The sequence below is a fragment of the Sorangium sp. So ce426 genome (assembly GCF_051475585.1).
GTDB lineage: Bacteria > Myxococcota_A > Polyangia > Polyangiales > Polyangiaceae > Sorangium > Sorangium cellulosum_B.
The window spans coordinates 2371197-2394055 of record NZ_CP150341.1 but is presented as its reverse complement, the minus strand read 5'-3'; the positions used below and the strand labels follow the sequence as shown (position 1 = coordinate 2394055).

Genomic DNA, 22859 nt, shown 5'->3' with positions numbered 1-22859 from the left:
CTACGGCGCGGCCTGCGCGAGCTCGCGCCGGACGAGCGCCTCCAGGGCGTCGATGAAGCGCGGCCGCGTGTTCACGGCCGGTGCCCGGGAGAGCCGCGCGAGGCCCGCCTCACGGGCGAAGACCTGCGCCTCCACGTCGAGATCGTAGAGGGTCTCGACGTGATCCGCGACGAAGCCGATCGGCGCGATCAGCGCCTCCCGCACGCCGCGCGCGGCGAGGCCGTCGAACGTCGACCGCAGATCCGGGCCGAGCCAGGCGTCGCCGGTCATGCCCTGGCTCTGGAAGGCGACGAGCACCGGGTTCCCGCGGGGGGCGATGCGGCGCTCCACCTCGGCGGCCATCGCGCGGAACTGGCGCTCGTACGGATCTCCGGCGGCGATGATCCGCTGCGGGAGGCTGTGGGCCGAGAGGATCACCGCCGTCTTCGCCCGGCTCTCCTCGGGGACGCGCGCGAGCGCCTCGTCGATCACCTCGACGAAGGCGTCGATCAGGGCCGGCTCGAGCCCCCACGCGGGCACGCACCGGACCTCCATGCCGCCCTGCTCGGCGGCCGCGTCGCGGACGACGGCGTGGTAGACGTCGACGGACTGCGGCGCGAGCGGCAGCGAGACGACGCGCCTCACGCCGCTGCGGTGGAGCGCGCCGAGCACCTCGGCCGGATACGGGTGCCAGAGGCGCCCGGCGATCGCGACGGGGAGGCCGATCCTCGCGGCGAGCGCGTCCGCCTGGGCCTGCGTGATGCGCATGAGCGGCGAGCCGCCGATCGCCTGGAAACGGCGGCGGACCTCGTCGAGCACCTCCGGCGGGGCCGGCCGGCCGCGGCGGATGTTGGTGACGAATGCGGGCAGATCATCGAGCCGCTCGACGGTGCCGTGGCAGCTGAGGAGGACGGCGGTGGTCACGGCGCTACTCTACATCGCCACCGCGCGAGCGGCGCAGCCCTACCGACGCGCGAGCAGCGCAGCCCTACCGACGCGCGCGAGCAGCGCAGCCCTACCGACGCGCGAGCGGCGCAGCCCCGCCGACGCGCGAGCGGCGCAGCCCGCCGCAGCGCGAGCGGCGCAGCCCGCCGCAGCGCGAGCAGCACAGCCCGCCGCAGCGCGAGCAGCACAGCCCTCGCCGGCGCGTAGGGGCGCCGCCGCTCGCTGGCGCTGGCTCAGTCCGCGTCCCAGGCGACGACGACGCGATCGTGGCCGATGAGGCCGTTCTTCTTGCGGGCCAGGTGCTGCGCGATGACCCGATCGCCGGCCTCATAGACGCGCACCTCCATGTACGCCAGCCCCTCGTCGGTCTCGATTCCGTCCAGGATCTCCGTCGAGTCGAGCTGGCGCTCCCAGCCCGAGATCGGATCGCGGAAGAGATCGCTCTTGAGCCGCTCCAGGATCGCCTGCCTCCCGCTGGTGACGCTGGGGTGGGCCGGCGGATCGCGGCTGCTCACCTCCTCGATCACAGCGTCCTCCGCGTAGATCCGGGAGAGGGCCTCGATGTCCTTGCCCCTCAGGGCACGGTTGATCTCTGCGAGCAGCCCACCGTTCACCCGCTGGGCCGAGGGTCGCGTCCGCGCCGAGCCTTCCATGCCTGCTTGCATGGGACGCAGCGGCACAGGCGTCGAGCCCGTGCCAGGGGCACGCCGCAACGGTGACGGGGCCCCATCGCATCCCGGCGGCGACACCGGGCCGCAGCGCGACCGTGACGGATGTGACAGACGAGCGCTGAGCTCGGTGGGCAGCGCTCCTCCACATGGCCACCCGCCGAGATCGCGCGGCTGGCGGTGAGTTGCAGCGCCCGGACGGACGTGATGGATAAGGAAGGTTATGACGCAGCGCCGCACGGTCGTGCTCGCCGATCTCCATCTCGTGCGCCAGACGCCGCGCGACGTGACCGCCGATCTCGCCCGGTTCGTGGAGGCCCACCGGGGGGCGCGCATCGTTGTCGCGGGCGATCTGTTCGATCTCTCCTCCGAGTCACCCTGGATGCCCCGGCCGCGCGCGCTGCGCGAGGCGCTGCTCGCGCACCCGACCGCGCGTGCGGCGCTCGCCGAGCACCTCGACCGCGGCGGCGAGCTCTGGCTGGCGGGCGGCAATCATGACGCCGAGGTCGGGGCGCCCGACTTCCCCGTGGCGCTGGCGGAGGCGCTCGAGGTGACCGGCGAGCCCCGGTCGCGGATCCGCACGACGCCCTGGTTCTTCCGCGAGGGGGCGATCCACCTGGAGCACGGCCACCTGTACGATCCGGACAACGCCCCGGCGCACCCGCTCGTGGTCGGCGAGCGCAGCCTCGGCGTTCACTTCGTCGAGGAGTTCATCGCGCCGACCGGCGCGCACCGCTATCTGCAGGCGAACGATCAGACGCCGCTCAGCTTGTTCCTGTCGGCGTTCACCTGGTACGGCCCTCGCGCGCCCTACGTCATCTACCGCTACTTCCACGCGGCGCTCGGCGCGATGTTGAAGAGCGGCCCGCTCTACCGCGCAGGGGGCGAGGCCACGGTGGGCGCCGCGGCCATGGATCGCTTCGCGCACGAGCTCGGGGTGCCGCGCGCGATGGCGGACGCGCTCGTCGGGCTCGGGGCCACGCCGACCCTGGAGAGCGCGGCGCGCACGTTCACGCGGCTGTACTTCGATCGGGTGATCGCGACGCTGTCGATGGGCGCCGGGATCGCGGCGCTCGGGCTCGGCGCGCGGGGGACCGGCGCCGCGGCGCTCGGGCTCGGCGCGCTGCTGATGGGCGCGAGCTGGGCGAGCGGGCACAACCGCTACGCCGGCACGGTCGCCGAGCGCCTGGCCGAGGGCGCCGGCCGCGTCGCGAGGACGACCGGCGCGAAGCTGGTCGTCTTCGGCCACACGCACCGCGAGGCGCTTGGCGACGGCTACGCGAACACCGGGAGCTTCTCGTTCCCTCGCGCCGCGCCCGGCCGGCCCTACGTGGAGATCGAGGGGCCGCCCGAAGCACCGCGCGCGATGACCCGCTTCTGGCGAGCCGTGGCGTGACGCAGCGCTCGCTCTAGCCGCCGCTAGCGTGCGCTGTGAGCGCGCCCTCGACGAGGTCGAGCGCGAGCGGGACGTCCTCTTCCGGGATCGGCGCGCCGCCGAGCATCGCCGCCAGCAGCCGCTCCCTCGGCTCCGGCCGCAGCACGACAGGTCCGCCGCCACAGGCCCGGCAGACGAGGCCGCCGCGCGCCGGATCGGCACAAGCCGACCGCGTCGTGTCGCAGGCGCGCCCGCAACGGACGCACTGCGTGAGCTCGAGGCCCCAGCCGAAGGCGACGAGCAGGCGCAGGCCGGTCTCCGCGAGCAGCGCCTGGGGAGGAGGCGTGGACACCTCGTCGAGGCGGTCGAGCAGCTGGTTCAGCTCGCTCCACGCCGCCTGCTCGGCGGTGTGCGCCGGCGCGATCTCCCGCACCCAGCGCAGCGCGCGCCCGGCCACCTCGAGGCGCCCGAGATCCCCCGCGAGGCGCAGGCGCGGGCGCTCGAGCGCCGCTTCCGTGAGCTGGGCGAGCTCCGCGCCCGGACGGATCTCCAGGGTCACGCGGAGCAGGTGCATCGGCTCGAGCGCCGGGAATCGCTTGGCCGAGCGGCGCGCGCCACGCGCCGTGGCAGAGATGAGCCCCCCCTGCTCGGTGAAGAGCCCGACAAGGAGGTCGGCTTCACCGAAAGGGACACGCCGGACCAGGAGCGCCCCGGTCCGGAGGCGCTCCGTCCGCGGGCGAACCGATCGAGGCATGGCGGGTACCGGCGGTTATGGCGCGAACCGCGCGCGAGCGCCCGGCGAAAATTTGGCCCTCAGGCCGAGAGGGAGGTACTCGCCCTCGCGAGCGTGCCGTCCGAGAGCTCCGGCGGCATGTCGTGGCCGCGGGGCCTGAGCACGATGCTGAGCGCCAGCGTGAAGAGGATGAGCAGCAACACGAACGCGATCGCGACCCCGAAGCGCCTGCTCTGGGTGCGGCGCGCGGGCGCCGCGATGGGCAGCGGTGTCACCAGCGCGATCCGGCGGCTCGCCGTGTATCGGGCCAACACCTCCTCCATCGGGAGCGAGACCGCGCGAGCGTACGCCTTCAAGAACCCCCGAACGAACACCTCGCCGGGCAGGTCGTCGAAATGATCTGCCTCGATTCGCTCGATGGAGATCACCGGGATGCGCGTGGCGCGGGCGACTTCCTCCACGCTCATGGCTCGGGCCTCACGCGTGCGTCTCAGGTAGCGTCCGATCGACTCCATCCCATTCCACCCATCGTCATTCGGTCGTCACTCTACTCACCCTGAGAACCGTTGCTCAACCCCCTAGCGCACCCCTCTGTACTTCTCGGAGAGCGGCGCGCCGAGGCCCTATTGCAACGTCTGTAACTGTGCAGCGCAGCGCTGCCCCACGGCCGTCGTCGCGTTGATCTCCCGGCACCGCTCGAGATCGGCGCGCGCGTCGTCCACGAGCCCCCTCTTCTCGGCGATGCGGGCGCGCGCGTCGAACGCGTCCTGGAGCCGCGTGCACTCCGGCTGGTCGGTCTCGACCGCCCTCGTCAGCGCCTCGCGCGCCAGATCGAGCTCGCCTCGCTTCTCGTAGGCGAGGCCGAGCCGGTACTGCCCCACGCAGAAGAGCGGCTGCGCGGCGACCGCGCGGCGTAGCGCGTCGATCGCCTCGTCGTTCCTGCCCTTGAGCAGGTACGCCCAGCCCAGGTTGCCCCACGACTTCTCCGGCGAGGCGTACAGGATGTCCTCAGTCAGCGGCTTGAGCACCGCGATCGCCTCGTCGTAGCGCCGCTGATGCACGAGGATGACGCCCAGCGCGTTCTTCGCGTCCCGCATCTCCGGGTTCGCCTCGAGGGCCCGCCGCGCCATCTTCTCGGCGCTGTCGAAGCGGCAGTCGCTGGAGTGCGCATCACCCGCGCAGAAGCCGAGCAGGATCAAGGCGCCGAGATAGGACGCCTCGGCGTTGTCCTCGTCGTGCGAGAGCGCCTGCTCGACGTGCGCCAGCGCCTCGCGCAGGCGGCCGCGCTGGAACGCGTCGCGCGCGAGATCATACTCCGCGAGCGACCGCGCGTCGCTCGTCTGCGCCGAGGGTTGCGCGCCACCGCACGACGCGAGCGCGACGGATGCAACGGACGCAACTGACGCAACTGACGCAACGGACGCAAACGACATCAGCGACCCCATCGACACGACAGCGGCCGCGCCGCGGATGCACCCCGCGCGGGTCGCTGCTGTCCTGTGTCGCTGCGAGGTCATGTGCGATCTTGAATCCGCTGCCGAACGCTGCCGCGGCGCGGCACATTGTCAGGACGGGACTTCGCCTGCCCTGCGGGGAACCCTGAGTAAACCAGGCCGCTTGTCACGTCAACCTGCGAATCTCCCTGGAAGACGCGGCGCGTTCTCAGGATCCCGATTCGGCTTCCAGCAATTGTCAGGTCGGCGTAGGATGGTGGCGCAGGCGGTTCTTGCTCGTCACTGTTCGCCGCGGATCTCGTCCTTGAGACCCAGAAGGCCGAACAACCTCCGCAGCGCTTCGATATCGGGGATCTCGAGGCGCTCGTCAGCGACGCGCAGGTACTGGCCCTCCCGGAGCTGCTGGACGGCGCGCTTCACCGTGTCGACGTCGAGGCCGACGCGGGTGGACAGCTCCATCGGCGAGATCGCGAACGAGGCGCCGTTCGAGGCGGCGCCGCCGGTGGCGCGCGACTGCTGCGCGAGCTTGAGGAGCGCGTTCACGACCTTCGATTGCGTGTCGGTGAGCATCATGATCTCGATCTGGTCCTCCGCGTCGCGGAGCCGACCGACGAGCTGCTTGATGATGCGCATCGCGACGGCCGGGTTGCGCTCGACGAGGTTCTGCAGCGTGCCCTGATCGAGCGCTAGCGCGACCCCGCGGGAGAGCGCGATCGCCGTCGACGAGCGCGCGGCGCCGCCGAGGAGCGCGGATTCGCCGAACAGATCGCCGGGCTTCAGGACCATCAGGCTGCGCTCGGCGCCGCGGACCTTCTTGATGAGCCGGACGCGCCCTTCCTCGAGGAGGTACGCCTCGGTCCCGGGCTCGCCCTCGCGGAAGATGACGTCGCCGGCCTCGAACGGGCGGCCGAACCGGGCGCGGAGCCGCTCGGGATCGGGCCCCGGCTCGGCCGACTCGACAGGGGCGGACAGGGCCGCGGGCTCGTCGCGCGGCGCGGCGGGGACGGAGGGAGAGCGAGCAGAGTCCGCTGCCGCGGCGGGCGGCGGAGCGCGCTCCGCGTCGCTGGGGCTCGAGGCCTCGCGCTCCGCGTCGGGTGCGACGCCGTCCCCTTCAGGCGAGCTGATCATCGGGGCGGAGTGTATCCCAGCTCGGCCGGCTTCGCGTCCGGCGCGCGCACATAGAGCGGCTCGAGGAGCGCCGGATCGTGCAGAGCCGCCGCTGACCCGCGCTCGCCGCCCGCGACGGCCGCCCAGAGCCGGCCGATCGCGAGGCGCCCGATCCACGTCGCGTCGGGAAAATCCAGGGCGTCGCCCCGCGCGGCGAGCGGCCGGAGCGCCTCGATCTCCTCGGCGACGGCGCCGACGACGACGATGCGGCGCCCCGCGGCGAGCTCGGCCACGACGTCGAACGCCGCGTCGCGCGGCAGGTGGCGCGGCGGGATCGAAGGCGCCGCCGCGGGCGCATCGAAGGCGGCCAGGAAGACCTCCCCCTTCTTGGCGTCGATCAGCGGGACCAGGAGATCGCCGGGGCTCGCCGCGCCAGCAGCGAAGGCGGCGGCGGCCATCGCCTCGAGCGAGGTGACGCCGGCGACCGGGACGTCCAGCGCCAGCGCGACGCCCTTGGCCGCCGCGACCGCCACCCGGACCCCGGTGAACGAGCCGGGCCCCACGTCGCAGCCGAGCGCCTGGACCGCCGCGGCCGGTAGGCCTGCCGCGGCGAGCACCTCGTCGACAGCGCCGAAGATGCGCTCCGCGTGCCCGTGCAGGTCGGCGTAGGTCGTCGCCGCGAGCAGCCGCGCGCCGGCCGCCGGCGCCGCGGCGGGGCCGGCGGTGGAGAGCGCGCTGCCGCGCGACGCCGCCGCCCCGGCGTGCAGGTCCACGTCCGCTGCTTCGAAGAGGGCGGCGCTGCCGCGCGGGGTCGAGGTCGAGAGGGCGAGGAGCTTCAAGGCGCGCTCGGGAACGTTGCAGCCGCGATGCTGTCTGGCAGAACCTCGGGCCAAGAGCAACGAGCTTCGGCGAGGCGCCGGGGCCGCTGCGCGTCCGACTGGGCCGAAGGGCGGGGTGCGAGCCGATGCGCGATCAACGAGCGATGCTGCCGGCGCTCCTCGTATCGGCGCTCGTCCATCTGGGCGCGTGGAGCTCGGCGCGGCTCGGGCCGGAGGCGCCCGCCAGCGATCCCGCCGAGCCAGCGGCGGAGCGCGAGCCGATCGATCTCTGGACCGGGCTCACGGCCGCGCTGCCGGGCAGCGGCGGCGCGGCGCGCCCGAGCGACGCTCGCAGCGGGCGCGACGAGGCCGGCGAGCGCGGCGAGCCGACGAGCATGCCAGCGGCGCGCGCTCCGGCCGATGCCAGCCGGCCCACGGCGCCGGCAGAGCGCCCTGCAGAGACCGGCGGCGAGCCGGCGCCGCCGCTCGTCCGCGCGGCCGCGCCGCGCGGCCCGGCAGCGCCTCGGCCGAAGGCGACGCCCCGGCCCAGGGCGACGCCGCGACCCGCAGAGCGACGCCGGGATCCCGCGGCGACCGGGGAAGCCGGCGCACCGGCGCGCTCTGCCGCGGCGCGGACGAGCGCTGGCGCCGGAGAGGACGGCGAGGGCGACTTCGGGGCGGCCGGCGTCAGCGCTGTGCGCAACCTCGGGCGCGCCTTCACGAGGGCCATCCCGCCCGCGTGCCAGGCGGATCCGATCTGGGCGACGCTCCCGCCCGGAAGCGCGGGGAAGGCGCGCTTCGTGATCGACATCGACGACGCCGGGCACATCGCGACGTGGCGTCCGGAGCCCGGAGGGGAAGAGCCCGCGCGACACCTGAGCAACCTGGCGAAGCGGACGATCGCGCTGCTCGGCGGCGGGACGTTCGCGGTGGCGCGGGGCGCCGTGACGGCAGGGAAGCAGACGCTGGAGGTGAGCGCCGTCGTCCGCGTCGGCGAAGGCGCGGGAGAGACAGGCGCTCCCGCCGATCTGGCGTGGCGCTTCGAAGGGGGGCGCGGCAAGGCGTCGTTCGTCCAGCCCGGCGGTCGCCTGGTGGAGGTCGTCGTCCAGGTGGTGCGCACGGAGGCCGCGCGAGGCGCGCCTCCTGGCTGAGCGGCCAGCGAGCCGCGCGTACGCGCCTCGTCCGGCCCACGGAGCAGCTCGGCCGCGGCGCGGCGCGGAGCAGCGCTTTCCAGCGGCCGGTCCTCGCGCGCTTGCGGTCGCGCCTCGAGGCTCTACGTCCGGCCCGTGGGACGGCTCCGCGCTGCCGCATGGGCGTGTGTCGGGTTCCTCGGGACCGCACCGCTCGCTGCCTGCGACGACCGGGCAGCCGCGCTCTCGCCCCCTCCACCGCCCCGCGGCCCGGCGAGCGCGCCGTGCTCGGTCCTGCGCGCGGAATCGCCGCCCGAGCCGCCAGCGGCCCGCGGCGCGATGGCCCTGCCCGCGCTGATCGAGCAGGTGCGGCCGGTGGTGGTGACCATCACCACCCTGCGCACGCCGTCGTTTCCAGACGGGCGCGCGGGCCCGGCGCTCCCGTTCGATGGCCGTGTGCAGCGGGTGGAGCGGGCGATCGGATCCGGGTTCGTGATCGCCGAAGAAGGGCTCGTGCTGACGAGCGATCACGTGATCGGCGACGCGTTCGGCATCGAGGTGCAGCTCTCGGACGAGCGCGCCTTCGAGGCGACCGTGGTCGGGCGGGATCCGACGCTCGACGTGGCGCTGTTGAAGCTGCTCGGAGCAGGGGCGCTGCGGGTCGCCTCCCTCGGATCGAGCGCGCCGGTCCGGCCTGGCGACGGCGTCATCGTGATCGGGAGCCCGTTCGGGCTCGGACCGACGGTGACCCGGGGCATCATCAGCGCGACGTCGAGGCCCATGGGCACGGGGAACCTCGACGGCTTCCTCCAGACCGACGCCGCCATCAACCCGGGAAACAGCGGCGGGCCGCTCTTCGACGCGACGGGGCAGGTGATCGGCATCGCGACGGCGATCCACGCCGATGGCCGCGGCATCAGCTTCGCCCTGCCGATCGACGAGGTGCTCGAGATCCTGCCCGAGCTGCGGGAGACGGGCCGCGTGGACCGAGGGCGCATCGGGATCAGCTTCCAGGAGGTGACCTCGCAGCTCGCGCGGGTGCTCCGGCTGCCAGGGCGGATGGGCGCGCTGATCACGGAGGTCGAGCCGGAGGGCCCCGGATCGCGGCTGGGCTTCAGGCCGGGCGACGTGATCACGTCGGTCGAGGGGCGCCGCGTCGAGCACGCGCGCGAGCTCGCGCGCATGCTCCGGCGAGCCAAGCCGGGAGACGAGGTGGAGCTCGTCTACAAGCGCGACGGCGCGGACCGGCGCGCGACGATGAAGCTCGATCCGTCGGCCTCCCACGAGCCGTCGTCGAGCTGGCGCGCGCCGGAGGATCGCGCGCCGAGGGGCGCCGAGCAGCCGCCGTTCGGCGTGCTGGCGAGCGACGCCCTGGGAGGAGCGCGCATCGAGTCGATCGCGCCCCGGAGCCCCGCGGCTGGCCGCCTCGAGGTGGGCGACGTGGTGCTCGACCTGAACGGCGCGCCGGTGCGGGGCGGCGCCGACCTGGCCGCGCGCCTGGGCGCGGCGGCACACCAGGATCTCCTGTTGCGGGTACGGCGCCACGGGGCGCCCCGCTACCTCGCGGTCCCGGCGCGCTGAGCGGGCGTCGCTCCAGCGACCTCGGTCCAGCGCGCTGAGCGCGGGCGACACACGCACCGAGCGCTGGCCGCACGCCCGCCGAGCGCGGGGCACATGCCGGAGAGCGCGGGCCCACGGCTCACCGAGCGCGGGCTACATGCCCGCAATGGACGCTGCTACGTTACGCCGCATGGGAGCTTTGGCAGGCGCGAGGTGCCCGATTTGCCGCAAACCGGCGGGGCCCCGGCCCGAGAACCCGGCCTTTCCGTTCTGCTCGCCCCAGTGCAAGCTGGTGGACCTCGGCCGCTGGCTCGACGGCGGCTACCGGGTGCCTGGCCCGCCCGTTTCATCCACAGGGGACGCCGAGACCCTGGAATCGATGGGACGAACCGACGGGCTCGACGGGAACAGCCAGGAAGAGGACGAATGATCGCTCGTCGCGCGCTTTGCTTGCTCACCGTTCTCACGTCGGCCTCCATGACGTCCGCGGCCCTGGCACAGCAGGGGCAGCCGTTCCCGGGGACCTCGCCGAGCGTCGGCGCCGGCGCCGCGGCGGCACAGCCGAACCCGTACGATCCATCGATGCAGGCCGGAGGCCTGGCGCCGCCCCCTCCGATGACCACGCCCGAGCCGGAGCCCGCCGCCCCCGACGGCACGGAGCAGCGCCTCGACGAGGCCAAGGAGCGGGACTCGGGGCGCGGCCTCGAGATCGTCTGGCTGAACGTCGAGGGAGGCTACGAGAACGTCGGCCTCCAGACGTTCAACATCGACGAGGACGACTTCACGGCCGGGTTCGTTTCGAGCGCGGCCAACGGGGGCGTCATCGGCGCGGGGGCCGGCGTCCGGCTCCTGTACTTCACGCTGGGCGCCCGTGGACGGGTCGGGTTCTTCAGCGACTGGCAGCTCTTCACCCTGGGCGGCGAGGTCGGCATGCACCTGCCGCTCGGGAAGCTCGACCCGCACGTCGATCTGGGCTTCGGCTACGCCGGCCTCGGCAGCGTCAAGAGCGCGGTGAGCGGCGCGGCCGACGCCATCGCGATCCGCGGCTTTTACGGGAGGGTCTCCGGTGGGCTCGACCTCTACCTGTCGCCGGTCTTCTCGATCGGCGCGAACGCGAGCTGGGAGCTCCTGGCGCTGACCAGGCCGGGGCTCTCCGCAGCCGCGATCGAGGGGATCAAGGGCGGAGCCGCCGCGCCCCAGCAAGCCAAGGCCGATCTGCTCGCGGCCGAGGGCTCCAGCGTGGGCTCGGCGCTCGCCCTGACCGCGGTCGCCGGGCTCCACTTCTAGCCGCAGCGAAGCCAGCTCCGCCGCCCCGCCCCTCGCGCCCATGAACGCCGCCGCAGCGCTCCTCTGGCTCGCCACCGTCGCAGCGCCGCTCGGAGGGCTGGCCGCGCTCCTCGTCTGGTCGCAGCGCCTCTATGGCAGGCGCCGGTTCGCGGTGGGGACGGCGCTGCTCGGCGCGCTCGCGTTCGTGCCGGCGCTGCTCATCGAGACGTTCCTCCAGCGCTGGCAAGGCGTCGACAAGTCCGCCAGCGCGCTCGACGCCGTCACGCTCGTCTACATCTTCGTGGTCACGGCGCCGCTGGAGCAGGGCCTCAAGGTGGCGGCCGTCGCGCCGATCGCGCGGCTGCGCGCCGTGGAGGAGCCGTTCGACGGGCTCGTGTACGCGGCCGCCGCGGCGCTCGGGTTCGTGTCGGCCCACAACGCCGTTTACCTGTGGGGCCGGCCGCTGGAGCCGCTCGACATCGCGCGGGCCCTCCTCGCCGTGCCGGCGCACCTCTTCTTCGCCTCGCTCTGGGGCTACGCGCTGGGCCGCGAGCGCACGCGGCCGCTGGGCGGCCGTCGCTTCAACGCCGCGTGGCTCGGCGCGATGGTGCTCAACGGCGCCTACGACTACATCGTCTTTGCGTGCCGCCCGGTCGCGCTCGTCATCGCGGCGCCGGTGCTCCTCGGCACCGGCCTTGTGACCTTCCTCGCCGCCCGCGACCTGCTCCGCCGAGGCGCGTCGCCGCACAGCTCGCAGCGCAGGGAGCGCCGCTTCCTCCCCCGCATCGCCCCGCCGTCGCTCGGAACGTTGCGCGAGGCGCTCAGGCGCACCGAGCGACCGGTGACGCTCACGTGGATCGCCTTCGGCGCGCTCGTCACGGTCGGGGTGATGACGACCGCGCTCGCGATCGCGATCGCGCTCGGCCATCGCTTCGGCGTCGACTTCGCGGCGGTGGACCGGGGTGACGCCTCGACCGCCGCGGCGGCGCCGCTCCTCTTGCTCGTCGCAGCGGCGATCGCCGCCTTCCCCCTGGCCGGTTATCTCGTCGCCCGGGCCTCGTCGACGGGCAGCGTCCTCGAGCCGGCCGCCTCGGCGGCGCTCGCCATCCTGGGCTCTCTGGTGCTGCTCGGCCTCGCGGCCCCGGTCGCCGTCGTGTTCGCGGCCGCGCTCGCCCCCATCGCCTTCAGCCTCGCGTGCGCGGGCGCCTGGATCGGCACGACGCGCTGAGCGCGGCGCCCCCTCGCGCCTGGCGCGAGAAATCCTGCCAGCTCGCCGGGCGTCGGCGCCGTTACGCGGTCGCCGCCTTCGCCGCCGGCTGGTGCTTGGCTACCTCGTCCTGGAAGCTGCGGAGCAGCTCCTGCGCTGCGGGCGACAGGTTCCGCGGCACCTCGACCTGGATGACCACCTGGAGCGAGCCGCGGCCGCGACCGTCGATCCGCGGCGCGCCCTTGCCCTTGACCGAGATCACCTCGCCGGGCTGCACGCCCGCCGGGACCTCGACGTCGACGACCGTGTCGTCCGGCAGGTCGATCTTGATCGTGCTGCCGAGCGCCGCGTCGGCGAAGGAGATGGGCGCCCGCGTGATGAGGTCGAGCCCGTCGCGCTCGAAGCGCTCGTCCGCGGCGAGATCGACGTCGACGTACAGATCGCCGGGCGGCGCGCCCTGGGCGCCCGGCATGCCCTGGCCCGGCACCCTGAGCCGCTGGCCGCCGTCGATGCCGGCCGGGAAATTGACGACGACCTTCCGCGTCTTCTCGACCGCCCCGAACCCCTTGCAGGTGGCGCAGGGCGTCTTGACGACCGACCCCTCGCCCGAGCATTCAGGGCAGGTCTGGGTGAACATCACGAACCCGCGCGAGGTCGAGACCTGCCCGGCGCCGCCGCACGTACCGCACGGCTTGCGTTTCGTCCCTGGCTTCGCCCCCGAGCCGGAGCAGTCGTCGCACGCCACCGGCGTCCGCAGGACGACCTCCCGCTTGCAGCCGAGCAAGGCGTCCCGCAGCGAGAGCCGCTGCTGAACCCGGATGTCCTGGCCGCGCGCGGGCCCGCGCCGCCGGCGCTGCCCGCCGCCGAAGCCGCCGAAGAACTCCGAGAAGATGTCCTGGAAGTGGGAGAAGATGTCGCCGTCGGCCGCGCCGCCGATCCCCTCGAGGCCGGCGTGCCCGAACTGGTCGTACCGACTGCGCTTCTCCTCGTCGGAGAGGACCTGGTACGCCTCGGTGGCCTCTTTGAAGCGGGCCTCCGCCGACGCATCGCCGGGGTTCCGGTCGGGGTGGTTCTTCAACGCAGCCTGACGATAGGCCTTGCGAATGTCGTCAGGCGTCGCGTCTCGCGCGAGGCCAAGAACTTCGTAGAAGTCGCGCTTTTCACTCATGAATCGTGGACCGCCGCGTCGATCCTGCCCGACAGCGGGCACAGGCGCCGGCTGACCATAAGTCGTCGTGCGCGCCTGTCAACGCGTAATACAGCGTGAACGCTCGCGGTGGCTGCGCACCGGGAGTTCTTCCGCGTGGGCTGCGGTGCTGCTACTGGCCCCGGCGCTGGAACGCGGGCGTGTCCCAGTCGGAGTCGAGCGGAGGGACGAAGCTCGCGCGGTCGCGCGGGCTGCCGCCTGCCGCCTGGACCTGCGGCGCGGGCCGGCGGGTGGTCGGATACGCGACCTCCTCGTGCCGGTGCGGCTGGCGCTGCGTCATGGGCATCGGAGGAGCGCTCGGGGCGGAGCGGCCCGACATCGGCCCGGCCGCCGCGGCCAGCGACGCTCCGATCGAGTGCGCGGTGGCGCGCGGCTGCGCGGCGCTCGCGAGCTGCTGCGGGACCTCGGCGACGAGGTGGTCGAAGCCGGTCGCGATGACCGTGACCTTGATCATCTCGCCCATGTTCTCGTCGATGGTCGCGCCGAAGATGATGTTCGCGTCCTCGTGCGCCTGCTCCTGCACGAGCGTCGCGGCCTCCTCGATCTCGCGCATCCGCATGTCGGGGCCGCCGACGATGTTGATGAGCACGCCGGTCGCGCCCTCGACCGAGATGTCGTCGAGCAGCGGCGAGCTGACGGCCATCTCGGCGGCGAGGCGAGCGCGGCCCTGCCCCTTCGCGCAGCCGGTGCCCATGAGCGCGCGGCCCATGTTCGACATCACCGTCTTCACGTCCGCGAAGTCGACGTTCACGATCCCGTTCTGCGTGATGAGATCGCTGATGCCCTTGATCGCCTGATAAAGCACCTCGTCCGCCTTGCGGAACGCCTCGACGAACGAGAGGTCCTCGTCGCCCAGCGAGAGGAGCTTCTGGTTCGGGATCGTGATGAGCGTGTCGACGTGCTCCGCGAGCATCGCGAGGCCGAGCTCGGCGCGGCGCGAGCGCTGCTTGCCCTCGAAGAAGAACGGCTTCGTCACGACGCCGACGGTGAGGCAGCCCTCCTCGCGCGCGAGCTGCGCGATGACCGGCGCGGCGCCCGTGCCCGTGCCGCCGCCCATCCCCGCGGTGACGAACACCATGTCCGCGCCCTGGAGGCACTCCTTCACCCGCGTCACGTCCTCGAGCGCCGCCTTGCGGCCCTTCTCGGGATCGGCGCCCGCGCCGAGACCGCGCGTGACGCTCGCCCCGATGTGGAGCTTGGTCGGGGCGAGGCTCGATCCGAGCGCCTGGGCGTCGGTGTTGACGACGATGAACTCCACGCCCTCGAGGCCGAAGTTGATCATCGTGTTGACTGCATTGCCGCCAGAACCGCCACAACCGATGACCTTGATCCGGGCGTCGTACCCGGTGTGCTCGTCGGCAAACTCGATGGAGAAACTCATGAACTCCTCCCGGGGAAGTACAGCTAGCCGCTCGGCCCGGCGCCGACCCCTACGGAGGTCGAGCGGCGCGGAACCCTCAGTGCGCGAGGACGTCCTCGCTCCGGACGGCATTCGGAGGGGCGCCTCTTCCCCTTCGAACACCGCGCTTCAAACCCTCTTGACTTCGCGCTCAAGAGGGATCGCCAGTGCGCTATCGGACCCTCTCAAACCCAATTCTCTAACAACTTTCTCTTGCTACGTCATGCCTAGAATGCTGCTCGAAGCCAGTTCCAGAACCTCCCGCTCGACCTCTTTTCAATCGCCATTTCTTCGACGACATCTCGACGCGACTCGCGCTCGCGGAGCTTCTCGCGACGGATCTCCGCGCGTCCGGCGTGGCCGGCGTCGAGCGTCACCGGCGTGAGCGCGCGCGCCTGCGCGAGTGCGTTGGCGCCGTACTGAACGAGGCCCACGCCCGTCGCGTACTGCGGGCCGGCCACGAGCTGCGTGATGCCTCGCACGCCGACCGGCACGCCGAGGCGCACGGGCATCCCGAGGATCTCCTCGGCGAACTCCGTCATCCCTTCCATGAGGACGCCGCCGCCGGTGACCACCGCGCCGGCCGAGAGCTGCTCGAGCATCCCGGTGTCCTCGATCCGCTTGCGGATGACAGCGAAGATCTCCTCGACGCGCGGCTCGATGATGTCCGACAGGACGCGGCGCGCCGCCTTGCGCGGCAGGTGCCCGCCGACGCCGGGGACCTCGATCTCCTCCTCGTCGCCCACCATTCGGCCCAGGGCGCAGCCGGCGTTGCGCTTCAGGCGCTCGGCCTCGCCCATCGGCGTGCGCAGCCCGGCGGCGATGTCGGCCGTCACGTTGTTGCCGCCCGCCGGGATCACGCTCGCGTGCGCGATCCCGCCGTCCACGTAGAGGAGCAGATCGGTCGTACCGCCGCCGATGTCGATGATGGCGACGCCGATCTCCTTCTCGTCCTCGGAGAGCACCGCCTCGGCGCTGGCGAGCGGCTCCAGCACCACGTCGGCCACGGTGAGGCCGCAGCGCTCCGCGCAGCGGACGACGTTCTGCACGCACGAGGTCGCGGCGGTGATCAGGTTCACCTTCACGCCGAGCCGGACGCCGCTCATCCCGACCGGGTCGCGGATGCCGTCCTGGTTGTCGACCGTGAACTCGCGCGGCAGGACGTGCAGGATCTGACGATCGGCGTCGACAGGGATGGCCCGCGCGCCCTCGAGGACGCGCTCGACGTCCAGCCGCGTGACCTCGCCGCCGGAGACCGCGGCGACGCCGTCGGACTGCTGGCAGCGGATGTGGCTGCCCGCGACGCCGGCATACACGGTGCGGATCTCGACGCCCGCCATCGTCTGGGCGGCCTCGATCGCCTCGGCGATCGAGCGCACCGTCCAGTCGATGTTGCTCACCACGCCCTTCCGCAGGCCGCGGCACGGGACGTTGCCCACCCCGAGGATGGTGATCCCATCAGCGTCGATCTCGCCAACGACCGCCGAGACCTTGGTCGTCCCGATGTCGAGTCCGACGACGATCTCAGTAGTCTCCATCCGGCTCTTCATTGCGTGCACCACCTCATGCGGGGACGAGCCCCATGCGCGTGTAAGGCGGGCACGACGCTGCCATGAGCCAGCAGCACCGGCCAAGTTTTGCTCGGCGATCGCCGGCGCGTAGAGCGGGCCCGACGGCGCTCATCTCATCCTCACCACGACGCGCTCGGGGTGCGCGTCGTTGTCGAGGAAGATCACCGACGCGTTCGCCTTTCGCTGGGCGAGCTCGGTGAGCACCCGCGACGCCTGGGCGACCTTGTCCCGGTAGGGCGGCTGCCCGAGGTGGAGCGAGATCGCCTCCTTTCCGATGGTGACGACGATCGACCCGTCCCGCTCGACGTGGAGCTCCTGGGTCGGATAGCGGCGCGCGACGCCGGCGCGCTCCAGGTCCTCGACCACGTCGAGCAGGCGCCGGACCGCGATGACGACGCCGGGGCGATCCCGCGCCACCTGTTCGCCGGTGATCCCCGTGACGATCGGGAGGTCGACGGGGTCGTCGCCGGCGAGCTCCTTGAAGAGCTCGCCGTCGCGCGTCGCGAGGTAGAGATCGCCGCCGATGGCGACCAGGGCCTGCGCCTCCCGCTCGACGACGTCGACGTGGATCGTCGAGGGGAGCCTGCGCGTGACCGTCGCCTTCTCGATCCAGGGGTCGGTGGTGATCGAGGCGCCGGCGAGCTCGAGATCGAGCGTGAAGATGTTCTTGCCCACCTCGATGCCGCCGGAGCTGGCCACCTGCTCAGCGGTCCGGCGCTGGACGCCGTCGACGAGCACCGTGCGCACGGCGAAGCGAGGGCTCGACACGATGTAGCGGCGCGCGCCCCAGGCGACGGCGGTCGAGGCGACGAGCACGACGGCGGCGCCCGCGAGCAGCTGCAGGGCGCGGAGGGGGCGCGCGATCGGCCGCCGGGGGCGCGCCGCCGGGGGCGCGCCCTCGGCCGAGCGCTCTCCGCGATCGATCGCGCGCGGCGGGCGCACGGAGACGCTCGTCGCGGGCGGGGCCGGCGACTCGTGCGACGGCGGGGTCGACGCGCGCACGCGCTCGTTCTTCGGCGGCACCGCCGCCACGGGCTCGGGCTTCGAGCCGCGCGAGGCCGCCCGGACCGGCGGCGCCGCGGGCACCGACGGCAGCGAGCGGCGGCGGTTCGGCGGGGGCGCGCTGGGACGCTCGGTCATGAGGTGCCCTCCTGCGGCGGCGACTTCGCCTCGAGCCGCGCCTTGAGCCCCCGCACGCACGCGTTCACGTCGCCCGCGCCGAGCGCGATGACCACGTCGCCGGGCCGGGCGATCTTCTCGAGGGCCTCCGGGAGCTCGGCCTTGTCGGCGATGTAGCGCGCGTCGTGGTGGCCGTGCTCCCGGATCGACTGGACGAGGCGCTCCGCGGTGACGCCGGGGATCGGCGGCTCGCCCGCGGCGTAGATGTCCGTGACGAGCAGGACGTCGGCCTGGTTGAAGGCGCGCGTGAACTCGTCGAAGAGATCGCGCGTGCGGGTGTGCCGGTGCGGCTGGAAGGCCACGACGACGCGGTGATCCTCGCCGGGGAACGCCCGGCGGGCCGCGTCGATGGTGGCGCGGATCTCGGCCGGGTGGTGGCCGTAGTCGTCGATCATCGTGACGCCGCCGACCGACCCGACGACGGTGAAGCGGCGAGCGACGCCGCCGAACGTGGCCAGCGCCTGCTTGGTGACGTCGAGCGGCACCTCGAGCTCGTCCGCGACCGCGATGGTGGCGAGGCAGTTGAGGACGTTGTGCGCGCCCGGCATCTTCACCGTGAAGCCGCCGAGCGGCTCCCCCCGGCGGTACGCGTTGAAGCTCGTCTCGAGGCCGCGGAACTGGATGCCGCGCGCCGAGTAGTCCGACTGCGGCGAGACGCCGTACGTGACGTGGCGGCGCGGGATGCGCGGGAGCAGATCCTGGACGTGCGGGTGGTCGAGGCAGAGCACGGCGAGCCCGTAGAACGGGACGCGCGCGGCGAACTCGACGAAGGCGTCCTTGATGCGCTCGTGCGTGCCGTAGTGATCGAGGTGCTCGGGGTCGATGTTGGTGACCACCGCGATCGTCGGGGTGAGCCGCAGGAACGATCCGTCGCTCTCGTCGGCCTCGGCGACGAGCAGGTCACCGGCGCCGAGCCGCGCGTTCGTGCCGAGCGCCGCCATCTTGCCGCCGACGACGACGGTGGGATCGAGGCCGGCGGCGCGCAGGACCGTGGCGACCAGGGAGGTCGTGGTGGTCTTGCCGTGCGAGCCCGCGATCGCGACGCCGTACTTCACGCGCATCAGCTCGGCGAGCATCTCCGCGCGCCCGATCACCGGGGTGCCGAGCGCGCGCGCCTCGGTGAGCTCGGGGTTCTCGGGGCGGATGGCGCTCGAGTAGACGACGACATCGACGCCGCGGACGTTCTCGGCGCGGTGGCCGATGTCGATCCGGACGCCGAGCGACGTGAGCCGCCGCGTCGTCGAGCTCTCCTTGAGATCCGAGCCGGAGACCTCGAACTCGAGCGAGCGCAGGATCTCGGCGAGGCCGCTCATCCCGACGCCCCCGATGCCGACGAAATGGACGTGGCGAACGCGACCGCGGAACATCAGCCTGCCTCCTCCCAGCCGAGGCCAGCGCCGAGCGGCGCGGCCTGGTTCGTCACGGCGCCGCGCTGCGCCTCGCCAGCGCGCGCCGCCCGCCCTCCGAGGGTGGGGAAGCGCAGCGCGCGGTGGCGCGGAGCCCGCGCGAGCTCGAGCAGATCGGCGGCGACGCGCGCCGCGGCGTCCCGCGTGGCGAAGGCCGCCGCCGCGTCCGCCATGCGGGCGCGGAGCGCCGGCGCGGCCGCGAGCCGGGCGATCTCGTCGGCGAGGCGCGTCTCGGTGGCGTCGCCCTGGGCGATCGCGACCGCGGCGGAGGCCCGCTCGAGGGATTGCGCGTTCCTCAGCTGGTGGTTGTCGGCCGCGAACGGGTACGGAATCAGGATGGAAGGGCGCCCGACGGCGCAGAGCTCGGCGAGCGTCGACGCGCCCGCGCGGGCGATCACGACGTCGGCCGCGGCGAGCGCCTCCGCCACGTCGTCGATGAACGGGACGACGCGCGCGCGCCCCGCCAGGCCGAGCTCGGCGTAGAGCGAACGGACCGCGGCCTCGCGATCCCTGCCCGTCTGGTGCACCACCTCGAGGTCGACGCTGCGCTCGCGGCCTCGCGCGATCGCGCGCGGGACGACGTCGTTCAGCGCCAGCGCGCCCTGGCTGCCGCCGAGGACCAGCAGGCGGAGCGCGCCTTCGCGCGGCGCGTACGGGGCGCGGGCGAAGGCGCGCCGGAGGGGGACGCCGAAGAGGCGCACGGTGCTCGGGCGCAGCGCGCGCGCCGTCTCCGGGAAGGCGACGTACGCGCGATCGACGATGGGCGCGAGCAGCCGGTTCGACAGTCCGAGGACGCTGTTCGGCTCCAGGATCGCGACCGGAACGCCGAGCGAGCGGGCCGCGAGCGAGACCGGTCCGCCGGCGTACCCGCCGAGCGAGAGCGCCACGCGGGCGTCGAGCCGCTCGACGAGCCGCCTCGCCTCCGGGAGGACGCTGCCCGCGCGGGCGGCGCCGCGCACGAAGCCGGAGAGGCCGCCCCCGCGGAGCGGCAGGACGTGGAGCAGCTCGAGGTCGTCGCCGCGCTCGCCCATCACGCGCACCTCGATGCCGCGCGCGGTGCCGACGTAGACGACGCGCGCTTCTTCGTCGCGCGCCGCGGCGCGGACGGCGTCGCCCACGGCGATCATCGGGAAGACATGGCCGCCGGTGCCGCCTCCGGCGATGAGCACGGTCACCATGCGCCGCCCTCCTCGGCCGACGCGGCGACCACGGCCGACGCGCTCGGCGCGTGCGAGGCGCCCGCCTCGCCGCGCTTCTCGGGGGCCACGACGGTCCGCGATCGGCTGATGCTGAGCAGGATGCCCGCGCCCGCGGCGTTCACGAGCAACGAGGAGCCGCCGTAGCTGAGGAACGGCAGCGTGAGCCCCTTCGTGGGGAGGATCGCCATCGCGACGGCGAGGTTCGTCATCGCCTGCACCCCGAAGAGCGTCGCGATGCCGAACGCCATGAAGCTGCCGTAGTCGTCCGCCGCCTCGAGGGCGATCTTCACGCCCCGCGAGACGATGACGAGGTAGGCCGCGCACAGGCCGACGATGCCGACGAAGCCGAGCTCTTCGCCGACGATCGCGGACACGAAATCGGTGTGCGCCTCCGGCAGGTAGAGCACCTGCAGCCCTCGCCCGAGGCCGAGGCCGAAGAGCCCGCCCGAGCCGAAGCTCATGACCGACTGGAACGGCTGGTAGGCGAGGTCAGCGCGGTTGTTGTCCATGTCGATCCACGCGAGGTAGCGCGCGTAGCGGTACCCGCTGAAGCGAACGAGCGCGGCGCCGGCGAACGCCAGCAGCATGGAGAACGCGGCGATGTACGGGACGCGCGCGCCCGCCACGAACAGCAGCGTGAAGGTCAGGAAGAGCAGCACGACCGCGCTGCCGAAGTCGGGCTGCTTGAGGCAGAGGAGCATCAAGAGCCCGACGACGAGGAGGTGCGGGAGGAAGCCGACCGAGAACGACTTGATGCGCTCGGCCTTCTTCGACAGCGAGTAGGCGAGCCAGAGCACGATCCCGAGCTTCGCCACCTCGGCCGGCTGCACGTGGACAGGGCCGAGCGAGATCCAGCGGTAGGCGTTGCCGGCCTTGTGGCCGAGCCCCGCCACGCAGGCGACGAGCATCCCGGTGACGGTGATGAGCACCGGGTACGTGAGGACCTTGAGCCGGCGGTGATCGATGCGGCTCGTGATCCACATCGTGGCGATCGAGAGGACCGCGTAGACGGCCTGACGCTTGAGGAAGAACTGCGCGTCCTTGTAGCGGACCGTCGCCTCGACGGCGCTGGCGCTGTAGACCATCACCACGCCGAAGCCGATGAGCGCCGTGACGACCGCCGCGAGGAGCGCGTCGACCGGGCCCGACGGGCTCGATCGCACCTTCCAGAAGGCCTCGGCGGCCGCCGCGATCCCGCCCGGCGCCGCCTTCTCCTGGTCGGGGGGACCGACGTGCCGGTTCTTGGGTGCGTCGGCGCGCGCGCCGAACGCGCTGCTCCACGACGTCACGACGCCACCTCCCCGGCGGTCCCGCCGGAAGCTCCCTGGAGCTCACGGACCGCGCGGACGAAGGCGTCGCCGCGGTCCTTGTAGTCGCGGAACATATCGAAGCTGGAGCACGCGGGGCTGAGCAGCACCGCGTCGCCCGGCCGGGCGAGGGAGCGCGCGGCGAGGACCGCCTCCGGCATCGAGCCCGCCCGCGCGATCGGCAGGACGCCGGCGGCCGCTGCGGCGATGCGGTCCGCGGCCTCGCCGAGGACGACGAGGCCGCGCCCCCGCTCGCGCAGCGCGGACACGAGCGGGGCGTAGTCGCCGAGCTTGTCGCGCCCGCCCGCGATCAGGACGGCCTTCGCCTCGATCAGGCCGGAGAGCGCGGCGACGGAGGCGCCGACGTTGGTCCCCTTCGAGTCGTCGTAATAGCGGACCCCGTCGACGTCCGCGACGAGCGCGGTCCGGTGCGCGAGCCCCTCGAAGCTCGAGAGCGCGTCGCCGATCGCCGCCGCGGGGGCGCCGAGCGCGGCGGCGAGCGCGGCGGAGGCGCAGGCGTTCGCGAGGTTGTGCGCGCCCGCGAGCCGCACGCGATCCAGCGGGTAGCGCGCGCCGGCGACGCGATCGACGATCGCGCCCCCCGCGGCGCTCACGTCCGCGCGGGCGTCGCGCGCGCTGAACGTCACGACGCGGGCGCGCCCGCGCGCCGCCTGGCGGGCGACGAGCTCGTCGCCGAAGGGGACGACCGCGACGTCGTCGGGCGTCATGCGCTCGAACGGGTTGCCCTTCGCGTCGGCGTACGCCGCGAAGCTCGCGTAGCGGTCGAGGTGATCGTCCGTGATGTTCAGCAGCGCGTGGGCGCGCGCGTGCAGCGTCGGCACGCGCTCCGCCTGGAAGCTCGAGATCTCGAGGACGAGGACGTCCCACGCCTGGTCGACGACCTCGGCGAGGGGGGTCCCGAAGTTGCCGCCGACGAACGTGCGGAGGCCGGCTCGATCGAGCATCGCGCCCGTGAGCGCCGTCGTCGTGCTCTTGCCGTTGGTCCCGCCGACGAGCACGACGGGCGCCGACACGAAGCGCGACGCGAGCTCGAGCTCGCCGATGACCTCGCGCCCGGAGCGAGCGACGGCGTCGAGCGCGGGGAACGACGGCACGCCCGGCGAGACGACCACGAGGTCGGCGCCGTCGAACAGCGCCGGATCGTGCCCTCCCGGCGCGAGGACGACGCCCTCGCCCTCGAGGGCCGCGGCCGCGGCGGAGAGCCGCTCGCGCGGCGCGCCGTCGTTCGCGATCACGCGCGCGCCGCGCGCGTTCAGGAGGCGCGCGGCCGCGACGCCGCTCCGGCCGAGACCCACGACGATCGCTGTTCGCCCGCGGACGTCCATCAT

The 22859-nt window shown here is 73.4% G+C and carries 21 protein-coding genes; 6 read left to right on the top strand and 15 right to left on the bottom strand.

The window, feature by feature from the left end:
* On the bottom strand, positions 1-903 hold the full coding sequence (gene hemH, locus WMF44_RS09085; protein ID WP_437298735.1) for a ferrochelatase: 903 nt from the start codon (positions 901-903) through the stop codon (positions 1-3).
* A 254-nt stretch (positions 904-1157) separates the two neighbouring features.
* A complete protein-coding gene (locus tag WMF44_RS09080; protein ID WP_437298734.1) occupies positions 1158-1589 on the bottom strand; it encodes a hypothetical protein in 432 nt (143 codons plus the stop codon).
* A 226-nt stretch (positions 1590-1815) separates the two neighbouring features.
* Between WMF44_RS09080 and WMF44_RS09075 the strand changes: the two genes are divergently transcribed.
* Positions 1816-2988, top strand: a complete 1173-nt coding sequence (locus WMF44_RS09075; RefSeq protein ID WP_437298733.1) for a hypothetical protein — start codon at positions 1816-1818, stop codon at positions 2986-2988.
* Between the two features lie 13 nt (positions 2989-3001).
* Here WMF44_RS09075 and recO read toward each other — a convergent pair whose 3' ends face one another.
* From recO to tsaB, 5 genes are all read right to left on the bottom strand, one after another.
* A complete protein-coding gene (recO, locus tag WMF44_RS09070) occupies positions 3002-3721 on the bottom strand; it encodes a DNA repair protein RecO (RefSeq protein ID WP_437298732.1) in 720 nt (239 codons plus the stop codon).
* 59 nt (positions 3722-3780) lie between these two features.
* Complete coding sequence (locus WMF44_RS09065) at positions 3781-4215, bottom strand: helix-turn-helix domain-containing protein (RefSeq protein WP_437298731.1); 435 nt, start codon at positions 4213-4215, stop codon at positions 3781-3783.
* A gap of 108 nt (positions 4216-4323) precedes the next feature.
* Entirely contained in the window at positions 4324-5217 is an 894-nt protein-coding gene (locus WMF44_RS09060) for a tetratricopeptide repeat protein (RefSeq protein ID WP_437298730.1), read from the bottom strand.
* 216 nt (positions 5218-5433) lie between these two features.
* Positions 5434-6282, bottom strand: coding sequence for a Crp/Fnr family transcriptional regulator (locus WMF44_RS09055; RefSeq protein ID WP_437298729.1), 849 nt, complete (start codon positions 6280-6282; stop codon positions 5434-5436).
* Positions 6279-7100, bottom strand: a complete 822-nt coding sequence (gene tsaB / locus WMF44_RS09050; protein ID WP_437298728.1) for a tRNA (adenosine(37)-N6)-threonylcarbamoyltransferase complex dimerization subunit type 1 TsaB — start codon at positions 7098-7100, stop codon at positions 6279-6281. Before tsaB ends, WMF44_RS09055 begins: the two co-directional genes overlap by 4 nt.
* A 125-nt stretch (positions 7101-7225) precedes the next feature.
* On the opposite strand from tsaB, the gene WMF44_RS09045 reads away from it, so the two are divergent.
* The 5 genes from WMF44_RS09045 (at position 7226) to WMF44_RS09025 (ending at position 12263) form a co-directional block, all read left to right on the top strand.
* Entirely contained in the window at positions 7226-8230 is a 1005-nt protein-coding gene (locus WMF44_RS09045; protein WP_437298727.1) for a hypothetical protein, read from the top strand.
* Positions 8231-8365: 135 nt separating this feature from the next.
* Positions 8366-9790, top strand: coding sequence for a trypsin-like peptidase domain-containing protein (locus WMF44_RS09040; RefSeq protein ID WP_437298726.1), 1425 nt, complete (start codon positions 8366-8368; stop codon positions 9788-9790).
* A gap of 169 nt (positions 9791-9959) precedes the next feature.
* The gene (locus tag WMF44_RS09035; RefSeq protein WP_437298725.1) at positions 9960-10199 is read left to right on the top strand and encodes a DNA gyrase inhibitor YacG; all 240 of its coding nucleotides are present in this window, start codon (positions 9960-9962) and stop codon (positions 10197-10199) included.
* Positions 10200-10246: 47 nt separating this feature from the next.
* Complete coding sequence (locus tag WMF44_RS09030; protein WP_437298724.1) at positions 10247-11056, top strand: hypothetical protein; 810 nt, start codon at positions 10247-10249, stop codon at positions 11054-11056.
* Between the two features lie 40 nt (positions 11057-11096).
* Positions 11097-12263 carry a PrsW family intramembrane metalloprotease gene (locus WMF44_RS09025; protein ID WP_437298723.1) on the top strand — a complete coding sequence of 389 codons (1167 nt, stop codon included), beginning with the start codon at positions 11097-11099 and terminating at the stop codon, positions 12261-12263.
* Positions 12264-12324: 61 nt separating this feature from the next.
* Here the strand turns inward: WMF44_RS09025 and dnaJ are convergent, their stop codons facing one another.
* The 8 genes from dnaJ to murD form a co-directional block, all read right to left on the bottom strand.
* Complete coding sequence (gene dnaJ / locus WMF44_RS09020; protein WP_437298722.1) at positions 12325-13410, bottom strand: molecular chaperone DnaJ; 1086 nt, start codon at positions 13408-13410, stop codon at positions 12325-12327.
* 151 nt (positions 13411-13561) lie between these two features.
* Positions 13562-14830, bottom strand: coding sequence for a cell division protein FtsZ (ftsZ, locus tag WMF44_RS09015; protein WP_437298721.1), 1269 nt, complete (start codon positions 14828-14830; stop codon positions 13562-13564).
* 245 nt (positions 14831-15075) lie between these two features.
* Positions 15076-16398: a cell division protein FtsA gene (ftsA, locus tag WMF44_RS09010; protein WP_437298720.1), complete on the bottom strand. Its 1323-nt coding sequence runs from the start codon at positions 16396-16398 to the stop codon at positions 15076-15078.
* Positions 16399-16527: 129 nt separating this feature from the next.
* The gene (locus tag WMF44_RS09005; protein WP_437298719.1) at positions 16528-17559 is read right to left on the bottom strand and encodes an FtsQ-type POTRA domain-containing protein; all 1032 of its coding nucleotides are present in this window, start codon (positions 17557-17559) and stop codon (positions 16528-16530) included.
* Positions 17556-18965, bottom strand: coding sequence for a UDP-N-acetylmuramate--L-alanine ligase (gene murC, locus WMF44_RS09000; protein ID WP_437298718.1), 1410 nt, complete (start codon positions 18963-18965; stop codon positions 17556-17558). The genes WMF44_RS09005 and murC overlap by 4 nt, the downstream gene beginning before the upstream one ends.
* Positions 18965-20182 (bottom strand): undecaprenyldiphospho-muramoylpentapeptide beta-N-acetylglucosaminyltransferase, encoded by a 1218-nt coding sequence (gene murG, locus WMF44_RS08995; RefSeq protein WP_437298717.1) that lies wholly within the window; start codon positions 20180-20182, stop codon positions 18965-18967. Before murG ends, murC begins: the two co-directional genes overlap by 1 nt.
* Entirely contained in the window at positions 20176-21492 is a 1317-nt protein-coding gene (gene ftsW / locus WMF44_RS08990) for a putative lipid II flippase FtsW (RefSeq protein ID WP_437298716.1), read from the bottom strand. The genes murG and ftsW overlap by 7 nt, the downstream gene beginning before the upstream one ends.
* Positions 21489-22859, bottom strand: coding sequence for a UDP-N-acetylmuramoyl-L-alanine--D-glutamate ligase (gene murD, locus WMF44_RS08985; protein WP_437298715.1), 1371 nt, complete (start codon positions 22857-22859; stop codon positions 21489-21491). Before murD ends, ftsW begins: the two co-directional genes overlap by 4 nt.